Here is a 13616-nt window from a genome sequence, read left to right on the forward strand (position 1 = left end):
ATGAATATGACGATGGACATGATGAAGGGCGCGATGTCGTCGTCGGAGATGCCGATGGGCGGCATGGATCCGATGATGATGCAGGAGTGCATGGAGGCCCTCTCGGCCTGTATGCAGGCGTGCATCATGTGCGCCGACGCCGATGCCGCCGAGGGCATGGGCCGGTGCGCGTCGATGTGCGCGAACTGCGCCGACATGTGCGACACCATGATGCGGATGATGCTGCGCATGCACGGCTGGGACATGGGCGTGATGATGTCGATGATGCAGTCGACGACGATGATGGCGCGCGCCTGCTCCGCCGAGTGCATGATGCACGCGGAGATGAGCGAGCACTGCCGCATGTGCGCGATGGCGTGCGATCAGCTCGTCATGGCGATGGAGAAGATGATGGGCATGATGAGCGAGGCGATGCCGATGGCGTGAGCCGTCGAGTTCGCCCTCGACGTCGACGTCGCTCGGGGGCGAGGACCGGGCACCTTGCGAGTGCGAGCCGCCCGTGCGCGTCAGGCGTCGGCGACGCTGAACTGCTGCGCGCCCGCGGCGAGCACGCCGTAGACGCCGTGGAGGGCGACCGGGTCGCCGACCTCGAGCGCGCCCGCGAACGCGTCGTGCTGCCACACGCGACGGATGCCGCCGTCGAGCGTCGCGAGCCAGGCGTACCCGGCGGCGTCGACCGAGGTGACGATCGCGTCGATCCACTTGCTCGCGGTCACGGTGGCGAGGCGCTGCTGCACGGCGTTCAGTCCGTGCCCGGGCCGGTCGCTCGTGCACGCCCCCGCGTGCTCGCAGCCGCGCATGCCCATGACCGCACCCGTGACGGGCGTGGTGACGACGTGCGGTTCGCGGTGCGACATGAGGGCTCCTCGGGGTTCGATGCGGCCACGTTACGCCCGCGATCCCGAGATGTCGCCGGGGCGCGTCACACGCGGAAACAGAGGCGCCGCGGGCCCGGCGGGCCTTCGCCCGCGCATCGGAGGCGGCTCCTACGATGACGGGCATGCAGACTCCACCGACCGGCATCCGCATCGGCGACGAGGTTCGCGACGCCCTCGAAGACGGTGACCCGGTGCTCGCGCTCGAGTCCACGATCCTCACCCACGGGCTCCCGTCGCCCCGCAACCTCGAGGTCGGCCTCGCGTCCGAGCAGCAGGTTCGCGACCGCGGGGTGACGCCGGCCACGATCGGCGTCGTCGACGGCGTGCCGGTCGTGGGACTCTCCCCCGACGAGATCCAGCGGCTCTGCACCGCCGACGGCGTCGTGAAGGCGAGCGTGCGCGACCTGCCGATCGCCCGCGCGAAGGGCCTCGACGCCGGCACCACGGTCGCGGCGACGGCCTGGCTCGCGCATCGGGCCGGCATCCGTGTCATGTCCACCGGTGGACTCGGGGGCGTGCACCGCGGCGCGAGCGAGACGTTCGACGAATCCGCCGACCTCGGCACCCTCGCCGTCACGCCGATCACGCTCGTGAGCGCGGGGGTCAAGTCGATCCTCGACATCGGCGCGACGCTCGAGCGGCTCGAGACCCTGAACATCCCGGTCGTCGGGTACCGCACCGGTCGGTTCCCGGCCTTCACCGTCACCGACTCCGGGTTCGCGCTCGACTACCGCGTCGAGACCCCCACCGAGGCCGCGGCCCTCTCGTCCGCACGCGACGAGCTCGGGCTGCCGCAGGCGGTACTCGTGGCCAACCCGGTCGATGCGTCGAAGCAGCTCGATCCCGCGTTCCACGATCGCGTGCTCGCCGAGGCGCTGGCCGCGGCATCCGCCGAGGGCGTCGTCGGACACGACACGACGCCGTTCCTGCTCGAGTACGTGCAGCGGGCCACCGGCGGGGCGAGCCTCGAGGTGAACCTCGAGGTGTACCGCGGCAACGTCGCGCTCGGAGCGGAGATCGCGCGTGCCGTCGCCGGCTGAGCCGGGCGCGCGTGCCGACGCCGAGGCAGCCGCCGACCCGGGCACCGACCCCGGGGTGCTCGCCGTGGCGGGCGACCTGGTCGAAGACGTCGTCGTCTGGGCGAGCGAACCCGTGCACCGGGCCACCGACACGGCCGCGCGCGTCTTCCGCGCCCGCGGCGGCAGCGCCGCGAACGTCGCAGCCCTCGCGGCGGGTCTCGTGCCCACGCGCTTCATCGGCCGGGTCGGGGCGGATGCCGCGGGCGACGCGCTCGTCGCGGCCCTCACCGCCGACGGCGTCGACGTGCGCACCCAGCGCGCCGGCCGCACCGGCATGGTCGTGCTCCTCGTCGACGTCGACGGCGAACGCACGATGTACCCCGACCGCGGCGCCTCCGCCGAGCTCCAGGACGTGGATGCCGCATGGCTCGACGGCGTGGGCCTGCTGCACCTGCCCGCCTACGGGTTCGAGCGCGAGCCCATGCGCGGCGAGCTCGCCCGGCTCGCCGCCCAGGCCCGCGCGGGCGGTGCCGTCGTCTCGATCGATGCGTCGTCGACCGGGCTCCTCGGGGCGCTCGGCGTCGAGGTCGCGCTCGAGCTGCTCCGTGGCATCCGGCCCGACGTGCTCTTCGCCAATGAAGACGAGGCGGCGCTGCTGGGGCTGACGGGCGGGGGCGCGGTCGCGGCATCCATCGCCCCGACCGTCGTCGTCAAGCACGGCGCCCTGCCCACCGACGTCATCACCGACGGGCGGCTCGTGGCCCGCGTCGACGTGGCCCCGGTGACCGGCATCCGCGACCTCACCGGCGCGGGCGACGCGTTCGCCGCCGGGTTCCTCGCGGCGAGCCTGCGTGGGTCGGATGTCGAGGCGGCGTGCCTCGCCGGGCATCGCTCCGCGGCATCCGTGCTGTCGAATCCGGGGGCGCACGCCACGACATCGTCGGCGACGCCGCCCATCGCGTCAACCTGAATTGACGTTCGAGCCGACGTCAACTACGGTTGACGTCATGGACGACACGACCCTCCGCACCGCGATCGCCGCAGCCGACGGCGACGACCCCTACCGGGCGCTCCGCGAACTCCGCCACGCCCGCGTCGAACTGAACCTCGCCCTCGACCGCGCCGAGGCCGTCGCCGTGCGCCGCGCCCGCGCCGCCGGGTCGAGCTGGCAGCTCATCGCGCTCGCCCTCGAGGTCTCCAAGCAGGCGGTGCACAAGAAGTACGGGCGCAGCTGAGCGACGTAGGATGCTCGGGGCGCACGCGGGACCCGGTCGGAACGACGGCCGCCGCGCCGCCCGGGAAGAGACGATGACCCAGACCCAGAACCGCACCGCACCCCGACGCAACCCCTTCGCCCGCCCCGCGAAGACCGACGGCCCCCGCGCATCCTTCCGCCAGCTGCTGCCGTTCATCTTCGAGCACCGCCCGGTGCTCATCTGGGTGGCCGCCCTCTCCATCGTGGGCGCACTCACGAGCCTCGCCCAGCCCCTGCTCGTGGGTCGCGTCATCACCGTCGTCGAGGCCGGCGACCCGCTCGGCGGCATCGTGTGGGCCCTCGTCGCGCTCGTCATCGTGAGCGGCGTCATCTCGGGCTACCAGCACTACCTGCTGCAGCGCACCGGCGAGGGCATCGTGCTCTCCAGCCGCAAGCGCCTCGTCGCGAAGCTGCTGAACCTGCCCATCTCCGAGTTCGACACGCGCCGCACCGGCGACCTGGTCTCGCGCGTCGGCAGCGACACGACGATGCTCCGCGCCGTCCTCACGCAGGGCCTCGTCGAGGCCATCGGCGGCACGGTCACGTTCATCGGCGCGCTCATCGCGATGCTCATCATCGACCCCGTGCTGCTCGGCCTCACCCTGCTCGTCGTCCTCATCGCGATCACCACCGTCACCCTGCTCTCGCGCAAGGTGCGCGACGCCTCGCACGCCGCGCAGGCGAAGGTCGGCGACGTCGCGGCATCCGTCGAGCGTGCCATCAGCGCCGTGCGCACCATCCGCGCGGCCGGCGCGACCGAACGCGAGGCGCGCACCATCGACGGCGAGGCCGAGGGCGCCTGGCAGATGGGCGTCAACGTCGCGAAGGTCTCGGCGCTCATCGTGCCGGTCGCCGGCATCGCCATGCAGGTGTCGTTCCTCGTCGTGCTCGGCGTCGGCGGGTTCCGCGTGGCATCCGGGGCGATCGAGGTCTCGAGCCTCGTGTCGTTCATCCTGTTCCTCTTCATGATGATCATGCCGCTCGGCCTGTTCTTCGGCGCGATCACCTCGGTCAACCAGGCGCTCGGCGCGCTCGGTCGCATCCAGGAGATCCTCGACCTGCCCGACGAAGACGCGCACGACCGCGAGCTCGCCCCGCTCGCGCTCATGGTCGGCGAGGCCAACGCGGGCGTCATGCCCGACGCCGCGGCCATCTCGCTCGACGACGTGCACTTCGCCTACGCGGCCACGCGCAGCGACCCCGCCGATCCCGACAACGACTCGGCCGACGAGCACTTGCCCGAACCCGACGTCACCGACCGCCAGCCCGTGCTGCGCGGGGTGTCGTTCGAGGTGCCGCGCGGGCAGCGCGTCGCACTGGTCGGCCCCTCGGGCGCCGGCAAGTCGACCGTCCTCGCCCTCATCGAGCGCTTCTACGACCCCTCGGTCGGCAGCGTGCGCATGGGCGGCCTCGACCTGCGTTCACTCGACCGCGCCGAGCTCCGCTCCCAGATCGGCTACGTCGAGCAGGACGCCCCCGTGCTCGCCGGCACCCTGCGCGAGAACCTCCTCCTCGGCAGCCCCGACGCGACCGACGAGGAGTGCGAGCACGTGCTGCGCGCCGTGAACCTCGGGTCGGTGCTCGACCGCGACCCCGCCGGGCTCTCGGCCGCGGTCGGCGAAGACGGCATCATGCTCTCGGGCGGAGAACGCCAGCGCCTCGCCATCGCCAGGGCCCTGCTCGCGGCCCCGCCGATCCTGCTGCTCGACGAGTCGACGTCCTCCCTCGACGGCGTCAACGAGCGCATGATGCGCGAGGCGATCGACCAGGTCTCGGCCGGCCGCACGCTCATCGTCATCGCGCACCGGCTCTCCACCGTGGTCGACTCCGACCGCATCGTCGTGCTCGACGGCGGCCGCGTCATCGGCGAGGGCACGCACGCCGAGCTCGTGGCATCCGTGCCCCTCTACCGCGAGCTCGCGGAGCACCAGCTGCTCGTCTGAACCAGCCGATCGACGAGCGGATGCCGCGGCCGTCGCCCCATCGACGGGCGCCGGTCGCGGCATCCGCATCTCCGGGTCTGCCCGGGCCGACCTCAGGGCTGGCTCGGATGAGCGCGGGGCGAGAGCTTCGTAGCGTGTGGTCTGCGTCCGATTCCGGATGCCGCGAACCCACCCGCATCGAAGGAAGATCCACCATGAGCATCGCACCCGTGACCGACCTGCGCGAGGCGCGCGACGCACGAGACGTGCGCGCCGCATCCGACCTCGACCGACTCCCGATCGACCTCATCGACGACCTGCCCAACGCCGCCGACGACGGTGGCCGCCGCCGCGGCCTCGGCGACTCGTTCGACCGCGTGCAGGGCGAGGTGCAGGCCTGGCTGCGCACCTGGCATGCGCGGCGCCTGCCGGCCTTCGAGCCCGTTCGCGACGTCGCCCCCGAGGGCGAGCGCGGCGGTTCGAGCCTGAAGAGCTCGGCTTCCGCCCCCGACGGCGCCGTGCGCGTCACCGCCTCGCTCTACGACCCGCCCACCCGGGACGGCGAGCCGCTGAGCTGGTCGCGCAACTGGGCGAGCGTCGTCTCGCTGCCGCCCACCCGCGAGGCCGGTCGCCTCTACTACCGGTTCCGCGTGTCGAGCCGGCTCGTGCTCGACGGCCAGGCCGACCTCAGCCTCGTCTCGACGAGCGTGCACTTCGGCATCGTCGCCGATGCCGCCAAGGCGAGCCCGTTCGAGGCCCCCGGCTTCACCACGCCGATCGTGCGCCCCCTGGTGGGCGTGCAGTGCCGCGCCGACCAGGACGCCTCGGCGACCCAGGTCTTCGAGGGATCGATCGCCGTGCGCCAGGGCGAGACGCCGGCCATGGCATTCGTCGTGGGCACCGACCTGCTCTTCGAGAACGGCTGGGTGCGCGTGCACGAGGGCTCGAGCACGTGGATCGGCCCGGTCGAGCCCGGCGCGACCGGCACCATCGAGTACCGCTTCGCGCCGACCTCGCTGCTTCGCGTCGCCGGGCACCTCGGCTGAGGCGGCCGGCGCCGCGGGTGCTCGGGGCGCCGCGCACACTCACGCTCGCGCACTCGCTCACGCACCTTGATCCACCTCACCGCCCCCAACCCGCCGCCCTTGATCATCGAGTGGTCACGATGTGCTGCTTCCGCCGAAGCAGAGCGAGCCCATCGTGACCGCTCGAGGTGATCGCAGGGCGTTTCGCGCGCACGCCCAGGCCAGCTGGCCGACGCGCGACTCCTCCTCCACGGCGGAGCGGCAGATTCGTTTCCCACCGGCTGCTCCGATCCGCCATGCCCGCGGCCGAGCTGCATGGACCATCGACGGATGCCCCGCCCTCGCTCCCCGCTGCCGTCCGCGCTCGCCCCGCACGGATTCACGGTTGTCGCCGCCAGCACCCTCGGCGTCAGCCGATCACGGCTTCGGGCCGCGGACCTCCGCTCGCCGGCGTGGGGCGTTCGCGAATCGAGGTCCGTCGAGCCGACGATCGTACAGCGGGCTCGCCTGCTCGCCGCGCGACATCCGGGCTCATTCCTCAGCCACTTCTCAGCAGCGGCCGTGTGGGGCATGCAGGTCGAGCCGCGGAGCGCGGCCGAGCGGGCGCGCTCAGATCTCGCAGTCCACGGCGACCTGCCGCGGCCGAGGGGTGCCGGCGTCCGGGGCCATCGACTCCGACTCGCCGCAGGGGAATCGGTTCCGGTAAACGGGGTCGACGTGACGTCCCCTGCGCGAACATGGCTGGACCTCGCGTCGAGCGGATGCACCGAGGAGGACCTCGTCGTCGCGGCCGACCGCCTCATCACGCGAAGACACACCCTCGCCACCGTCCACGACCTCGAGCGGATCCTCCTGCGCCACCCCGGTGCACGCGGCATCCGCACGCTTCGCGCAGCGCTCGAGGAGGCGATCGAGACCTCGGACTCGTCGCGCGAGACGAGGCTGCGCGTCCGGATCATCAGGGCCGGCCTCCCCCGCCCGGTCGCTGCGTTCGTCGTGCGAGACGAGCAGGATCGATTCGTCGCGACCACCGACCTCGCGTTCCCCGATCATCGCGTGCTCCTCGAGTACGAGGGCGGGCAGCACCTGATCGATCGACGGCAGTGGGCGCACGATCTCGCCCGCTTCAACCGGTTTCAACAGCTCGGTTGGATCTGCCTGCGAATCGGCGCCGACCAGTTCGCCGATCTCGACGCCACCATACGACTCATCGCCGCGACACCCGCGACCGCACGCGCATCGGCACCTCCATCGGCTCCCCCATCCGCCTGAACACGCCCGCGAGATGAACTCGAGTGGTCACGATCGGCCGGCTGCGGCATCGCCATTGGGACCGAATGCGACCGGTCGACGCACGCGCACGGCGTGGCGCGGGGCGCGGCGCGCACGGCGTGGCGCGGGCGCTCGCGCGAGCGGCGACGCCGGGCATTCGGATGCCCCGGACGTGCGCGCATTCCCGTACGCGCCCATCCGGGGCATCCATCGTGAGGTCGCACGGCTTGGAGCGTCGTGCGACCCCGGTGCGCTACCCCTGGTGTTCCAGGTGGTAGCGCAGGCTTGCGAGCTCCGCGCGCAGGGCGGCCGGCACCCGGTCGCCGAACTGCGCGAAGTACTCGTCGGTGAGCGCGCACTCGGCCAGCCACGAGCCGCGGTCGACCTCGAAGAGCTGCTCGAGCGCGTCATCCGTGATCTCGAGGCCCTCGAGGTCGAGCGAACCGGATGCCGGGAGCAGGCCGATCGGCGACTCGACGACGTCGGCGCTGCCCTCGATGCGGCCGACGATCCACTCGAGCACGCGCGAGTTCTCGCCGAAGCCGGGCCAGAGGAACGAGCCGTCGTCGCCCTTGCGGAACCAGTTGACCTGGAAGATCTTCGGGGCGTTCGTGCCCAGCACGCGGCCCATCTTCACCCAGTGGCTCCAGTAGTCGGCCATGTTGTAGCCGCAGAACGGGAGCATGGCGAACGGGTCGCGGCGGAGCTCCCCGACGGTGCCCTCGGCGGCCGCGGTCTTCTCGGACGAGATCGTCGCGCCCATGAAGACGCCGTGCTTCCAGCTGCGCGCCTCGGCGACGAGCGGCACGTTCGTCGCGCGACGCCCGCCGAAGAGGATCGCGTCGATCGGCACGCCGTCGTGCGCGTCCCAGTCGTCGGCGATCTGCGGGCACTGGTCGGCGGCCACGGTGAAGCGCGAGTTCGGGTGCGCCGCGGGGCGCCCCGATGCGGGCGTCCAGGGGTTGCCCTCCCAGTCGGTGAGCTCGGCCGGCGGGGTGTCGGTGAGGCCCTCCCACCAGACGTCGCCGTCGGGGCGCAGCGCGACGTTCGTGAAGATCGTGTTGCCCCAGAGCGTCTGGACCGCCGTCGGGTTCGTCGACTCGCCGGTGCCGGGCGCGACGCCGAAGAAGCCCGCCTCGGGGTTGATCGCGTAGAGGCGGCCGTCGGCGCCGGGGCGCATCCACGCGATGTCGTCGCCGATCGTCTCGACGCGCCATCCGGGGATCGTCGGCTGCAGCATCGCGAGGTTCGTCTTGCCGCACGCCGACGGGAACGCCGCGGCGACGTGGTAGGCGCGCCCCTCGGGCGAGGTGATCTTGATGAGCAGCATGTGCTCGGCGAGCCATCCCTCGTCGCGCGCCATGACGCTCGCGATGCGGAGGGCGAAGCACTTCTTGGCGAGCAGGGCGTTGCCGCCGTAGCCCGAGCCGTACGACCAGATCTCCCGGGAGTCGGGGAACTGCACGATGTACTTGGTCTCGTTGCACGGCCAGTCGACCTCGGCGACCCGGTGCCCGACGCCGTCGACGAGCGGGTGGCCGACCGAGTGCACCGTGCGCACCCACGGGTCGCCCGCCTCGATGAGCCGGTAGACGGCGTCGCCCATGCGGGTCATGATGCCCATCGACAGCACGACGTAGGGCGAGTCGGTGATCTCGACGCCGAGCTGCGAGATCGGCCCGCCGAGGGGGCCCATCGAGAAGGGCACGACGTACATCGTGCGGCCCTTCATCGAGCCGTCGAAGACGTCGTCGAGCTCGCCGCGCATGGCCTTCGGGTCGCGCCAGTTGTTCGTGGGGCCCGCGTCCTCCTCGTAGGTGGAGCAGATGAAGGTGCGGTCCTCGACCCGGGCGACGTCGCGCGGGTCGGTGCGGGCGAGGTAGCTGTTCGGGCGCCACTCGGGGTTCAGCTTGATGAGGCGGCCCTCGGCCACCAACTGCTTGGTGAGCACGTCGGCCTCGTGCTTCGTTCCGTCGCACCAGACGATCGCGTCGGGCTTGGTCAGCGCGGCGATCTCGGCGACCCAGGCGCGCAGGTCATGGTCGGTGGTGCCGCGCGACACATGCTCGGGGGCGACCTCGGTGGCGGATGTCTCGGTGCCGGATGCCTCGGTGCCGGCGAACTCTGAGATGGTCATCGTCGTCCCTTCTGTGTGTCCGTCGTCGCGGTTCGCGAGCCACGGAATCGGTTCGTGTTTCAAGAATGCGTCGAAATGCGGCATATGGCTGACCAAATCGAGCGTTAAGAATGCCTCTTCTTTCGATATGTTTAAGCCATGAAGGCCGGAACCCCAGATCTCGCGACGCTCGGTCAGCGCATCCGCCACTTCCGCGGCGAGCGCGGACTGACCCTCGACCAGACCGGGGAGGCCGTGGGCCTCGCCGGATCCCAGCTCTCGCTGATCGAGAACGGCAAGCGGGAGCCGAAGCTCTCGACCCTCGATGCGCTCGCCACCGCGTTCGGCATCGGCCTCGGCGACCTGCTCTCCCCCGAGGCGCCGAGCGCCAGGGCCGCCCTCGAGCTGGAGCTCGGGCGCGCCCAGGCGAGTCCGCTCTACGCGAGCCTCGGCCTGCCGCCCATCCGTCCCGGTCGCGGCATCGCCGACGACGCGCTCGAGGCCATCGTCGGCCTGCATCGCGAGCTGCAGCGCCGCGCGAGCGAGGCGATCGCCACCCCCGAGGAGGCCCGCCGGGCCAACACCGACCTGCGCGAGCGCATGCGCGCGCAGGCCAACTACCTCCCCGACATCGAGCAGCTCGCTGAAGACCAGGTGCACGCCGCGGGCCACCGCACGGGCGCGGTCACGCACCGCGAGGTGAGCGTGATGGCCGAGCGGCTCGGCTTCCAGCTCATCTACGTCAATGACCTGCCGGGCTCAACGCGCTCGATCACCGACCTCTCGAACGGACGCATCTACCTGCCGCCGGCGTCGATCCCCGGCGGGCACGGGCTGCGCTCGATGGCCCTGCAGGCGATGGCGCACCGGCTGCTCGGGCACCAGCCGCCCGCCAGCTACGACGAGTTCCTCTGGCAGCGGCTCGAGATCAACTACTTCGCCGCGGCGTGCCTGATGCCCCGCGAGGCATCCGTCGCCTTCCTCGCGCAGGCCAAGAAGGAGAAGCGGCTCGCGATCGAGGACTTCCGCGATGCGTTCGGCGTCACGCACGAGGCCGCGGCCCTTCGCTTCACGAACCTCGGCACGTCGCACCTCGACATGACCGTGCACTTCCTGCGCGTCGCGGGCGACGGCGCCCTGCTGAAGGGGTACGAGAACGACGGCCTGCCGCTGCCGACCGACGTCACGGGCTCGATCGAGGGTCAGTGGGTGTGCAAGAAGTGGAGCGCCCGCACGGCGTTCGAGCACACGAACCGCACCACGGAGAACTACCAGTACACCGACACCCCGGCCGGCACCTTCTGGTGCGCGACCCAGACCGGGCGAACGGATGCCGCGGAGTTCTCGATCTCGGTCGGCGTGCCCTTCGCGCAGGCGAAGTGGTTCCGCGGGCGGGAGACGACCCTGCGCGCGGTGTCGACGTGCCCCGACGAGTCGTGCTGCCGTCGGGCCCCCGGCGGCCTCGCCGAACGATGGGCGGGCCGTGCGTGGCCGAGCGCGCGCCTGCACGCGCACGTGCTCTCGCCGCTGCCGTCGGGCACGTTCCCGGGGGTCGACGACGCCGAGGTGTACGAGTTCCTCGAGGCGCACGCCGGCGAGTGACGCCGCGGCCGTTCCGCCGCCGGCGCCGAGCCGGGTGGTGGCCGACGTTTGTCGCACCATGAAGTTCCTGTTGCAATAGTGTGTGTCGCACAGTATCGTGTGACGCATGAACCCCGACGAGACGACCGTCGCGCACCTGCAGGAACTGCGCCGCGGCACCGTCGTGCTCGCGTGCCTGGTACGCCTGCGCACCCCCGACTACGGCTACGCGCTGCTCGAGTCGCTGAACGCCCTCGGCATCCTGGTCGACGCGAACACGCTCTATCCCCTGCTCCGACGACTCGAGAAGCAGGGGCTGCTCACCAGCGAGTGGAACACCGACGAGGCGCGACCCCGCAAGTTCTATCGCACGAGCCCCACGGGCGACGCCCTCGCGATCGCCCTCATGGCCGACTGGCGACGCATCGACGACGCGCTCGGCGGACTCACCACTGGAGACGCATCATGACCGCCAACGACCACCTGACCGACCGCTACGTGTGGGCCGCCGTCCGCACGGCTCCCGAACACCAGCGGGCCGAACTCGACCGCGAGCTGCGCGAGCGCATCGGCGACGCGACCGACGCGCACGTCGACGCCGGCGCCTCCCCCGCCGATGCGGAGCGGGCCGCACTCCTCGAGCTCGGCGATCCGGCCGCGCTCGCGGCGCAATACCTCGACCGGCCGCTGCAGCTCATCGGACCGAAGTACTACCTGGCCTGGTTGCGGCTGCTGAAGCTGCTGCTCGTGATTGTCATCCCGTTCGCGGTGCTGGGCGTCGCGATCGCGCAGGCCGTCGCCGGCGAGAACGTCGGCGGCATCGTCGGGGCGTCGATCGGCATCGCCATCTCCGTCGGCGTGCACGTCGCGTTCTGGACCACGCTGGTCTTCGTGATCCTCGAGCGCACCCCGGCCCCGCCCGGACGGCGCGGCGTCGACATGGCCTGGACGCTCGACATGCTCCCGGCGCTGCCGGAGCCGGGCAAGGGCTCACGCCTGGCGGAGCTCGTCACCTCGGTCGTGTTCCTCGTGGCCTTCGCCGTCGTGCTCGTGCTGCAGCAGTTCGTCGGCGTGCCGTGGGTCGACGACCTGCAGTCCGTCCCGCTGCTCGCGCCCGAGCTCTGGAGCTTCTGGCTGCCGTACTTCCTCGTGCTGATCGGCGCCGAGATCCTCTTCGCCTTCGCCGTCTACGGCTGGGGCTGGAACTGGTGGCTCGCCGGCGCGAACCTCGTGCTGAACGTCGCCTTCACGGTGCCCGCGATGTGGCTGTTCCTGACCGGCCAGCTCATCAACCCGCAGGTGCTCGACGTCATGAAGTGGCCGTGGGGCGACGCCGGCCCGATCATCGTCGCCATCATCGTCATCGTCGTCATCGGCGCATCCATCTGGGACGTCGTCGACGGCGGCGTCAAGGCCTTCCGAGCGCAGCGCACCAGCAGGAGCGCGACATCCGCAGGCGACATCCGCGAAGAGCTGAGGAGCGCACGATGACCACGACGACCGCCCTCACCGACCGCTACGTGTTCGAGGCCTCCCGCAGCCTGCCGCGCCGGCAGGGTCGCGAATTCGCCCTCGAACTCGAGGAGCGCATCCGCGATGACATCGACGCCCGCGTCGGGTCGGGCGACTCGACGCCCGAGACCGCCGAATTCGACGCGCTGACCGCGCTCGGCGACCCGGCCAGGCTCGCCGCGAGCTACGCCGATCGGCCTCCGATGCTCATCGGGCCGCGCTGGTATGCCACCTGGAAGCGCGTGCTCGTCATCACGGAGTGGAGCGCCGTGCCCGCGGTCGCCGGCGTCTACCTCCTCGCCTGGTTCATAGCGGGCGAGGTCGATGCCAGCATCATCGGCACGACGTGGTTGGTGATGCTGACCACCGGCATCTACATCGCCTTCTTCACCACCGTGGTGTTCGCCGCGATCGACCGCGCCCCGGCGGAAGACCAGCCCGACGCCGTCGCCTGGTCGCCGACGCACCTGCCCGCCGGCGCGGGGGCGAGCCCGCTCGACCGGCGCATCGGACTCTTCGCCAAGCTCTTCTGGCTCGCCGTCCTCGTGGCCGTCGTGGTGCTGCAGCAGTTCGGGCCGAGGCGTTGGGGCGACCTCGACGGCATGCTGCCCGTGCTCGATCCGGCACTCTGGTCGTTCTGGCTGCCGTACTTCCTCGTGCTCGTCGGGCTCGAGGCGGGCATGGCCTTCTGGCTGTTCCGGTCGGAGTGGACCTGGCCCGCAGCGGTGGCGAACCTCCTGCTCGCACTCGCCTGGGCGGTGCCGTCCACGTGGCTGATCGTGACCGGGCAGCTGTTCGCCCCCGGTTTCGTCGAGCTCTTCGAGGCGAACCTCGACGCCGACGCGCAGCAGGTGCTCCTGATCCTGCTCGTCGGGGGCATCGTCGCGGGGGCCGCCGCCGACGGCATCGTGGGATTCGTGCTGGCTGCGCGGGCGAGTCGCCGCGAGTCCCTCGGGCTCACCCGCTGGGGCGCACGCGCCGACGCCTGACGGGCACGATCGCAGCGAGCGGGCGGATGTCGCGGCATCCGCCCGCT

13 protein-coding genes are annotated in these 13616 nt (G+C 71.6%); 11 read left to right on the forward strand and 2 right to left on the reverse strand.

What is annotated here, in order from left to right; translation table 11 throughout:
- Positions 1–18 precede the first annotated feature (18 nt).
- Positions 19–426: a hypothetical protein gene (locus tag ACR3IO_RS00320; protein ID WP_434069186.1), complete on the forward strand. Its 408-nt coding sequence runs from the start codon at positions 19–21 to the stop codon at positions 424–426.
- Positions 427–506: 80 nt separating this feature from the next.
- Here ACR3IO_RS00320 and ACR3IO_RS00325 read toward each other — a convergent pair whose 3' ends face one another.
- Positions 507–857: a hypothetical protein gene (locus tag ACR3IO_RS00325; protein WP_434069187.1), complete on the reverse strand. Its 351-nt coding sequence runs from the start codon at positions 855–857 to the stop codon at positions 507–509.
- Positions 858–1000: 143 nt separating this feature from the next.
- Between ACR3IO_RS00325 and ACR3IO_RS00330 the strand changes: the two genes are divergently transcribed.
- From ACR3IO_RS00330 to ACR3IO_RS00355, 6 genes are all read left to right on the forward strand, one after another.
- Complete coding sequence (locus ACR3IO_RS00330) at positions 1001–1918, forward strand: pseudouridine-5'-phosphate glycosidase (protein WP_434069188.1); 918 nt, start codon at positions 1001–1003, stop codon at positions 1916–1918.
- On the forward strand, positions 1902–2867 hold the full coding sequence (locus ACR3IO_RS00335; RefSeq protein ID WP_434069189.1) for a carbohydrate kinase family protein: 966 nt from the start codon (positions 1902–1904) through the stop codon (positions 2865–2867). Before ACR3IO_RS00330 ends, ACR3IO_RS00335 begins: the two co-directional genes overlap by 17 nt.
- A 37-nt stretch (positions 2868–2904) precedes the next feature.
- Complete coding sequence (locus tag ACR3IO_RS00340) at positions 2905–3132, forward strand: hypothetical protein (protein WP_434069190.1); 228 nt, start codon at positions 2905–2907, stop codon at positions 3130–3132.
- A gap of 73 nt (positions 3133–3205) precedes the next feature.
- Positions 3206–5095, forward strand: a complete 1890-nt coding sequence (locus ACR3IO_RS00345; RefSeq protein ID WP_434069191.1) for an ABC transporter ATP-binding protein — start codon at positions 3206–3208, stop codon at positions 5093–5095.
- Between the two features lie 194 nt (positions 5096–5289).
- The gene (locus tag ACR3IO_RS00350; protein ID WP_434069192.1) at positions 5290–6120 is read left to right on the forward strand and encodes a hypothetical protein; all 831 of its coding nucleotides are present in this window, start codon (positions 5290–5292) and stop codon (positions 6118–6120) included.
- A gap of 696 nt (positions 6121–6816) precedes the next feature.
- Entirely contained in the window at positions 6817–7371 is a 555-nt protein-coding gene (locus ACR3IO_RS00355; RefSeq protein WP_434069193.1) for a hypothetical protein, read from the forward strand.
- Between the two features lie 253 nt (positions 7372–7624).
- Here the strand turns inward: ACR3IO_RS00355 and ACR3IO_RS00360 are convergent, their stop codons facing one another.
- Positions 7625–9508 carry a phosphoenolpyruvate carboxykinase (GTP) gene (locus tag ACR3IO_RS00360; protein WP_434069194.1) on the reverse strand — a complete coding sequence of 628 codons (1884 nt, stop codon included), beginning with the start codon at positions 9506–9508 and terminating at the stop codon, positions 7625–7627.
- A gap of 138 nt (positions 9509–9646) precedes the next feature.
- Here ACR3IO_RS00360 and ACR3IO_RS00365 point away from each other — a divergent pair, with 138 nt between their 5' ends.
- The 4 genes from ACR3IO_RS00365 (at position 9647) to ACR3IO_RS00380 (ending at position 13569) form a co-directional block, all read left to right on the forward strand.
- Positions 9647–11089, forward strand: a complete 1443-nt coding sequence (locus ACR3IO_RS00365; RefSeq protein ID WP_434069195.1) for a helix-turn-helix domain-containing protein — start codon at positions 9647–9649, stop codon at positions 11087–11089.
- A gap of 106 nt (positions 11090–11195) precedes the next feature.
- A complete protein-coding gene (locus ACR3IO_RS00370; protein WP_434069196.1) occupies positions 11196–11537 on the forward strand; it encodes a PadR family transcriptional regulator in 342 nt (113 codons plus the stop codon).
- Positions 11534–12559 (forward strand): permease prefix domain 1-containing protein, encoded by a 1026-nt coding sequence (locus ACR3IO_RS00375; RefSeq protein WP_434069197.1) that lies wholly within the window; start codon positions 11534–11536, stop codon positions 12557–12559. Before ACR3IO_RS00370 ends, ACR3IO_RS00375 begins: the two co-directional genes overlap by 4 nt.
- Positions 12556–13569 carry a hypothetical protein gene (locus ACR3IO_RS00380; RefSeq protein WP_434069198.1) on the forward strand — a complete coding sequence of 338 codons (1014 nt, stop codon included), beginning with the start codon at positions 12556–12558 and terminating at the stop codon, positions 13567–13569. The genes ACR3IO_RS00375 and ACR3IO_RS00380 overlap by 4 nt, the downstream gene beginning before the upstream one ends.
- The last annotated feature ends 47 nt before the right edge of the window (positions 13570–13616 follow it).

It is taken from the genome of Agromyces sp. Marseille-Q5079, from assembly GCF_051016555.1.
In the GTDB taxonomy this organism is placed as follows: domain Bacteria; phylum Actinomycetota; class Actinomycetes; order Actinomycetales; family Microbacteriaceae; genus Agromyces.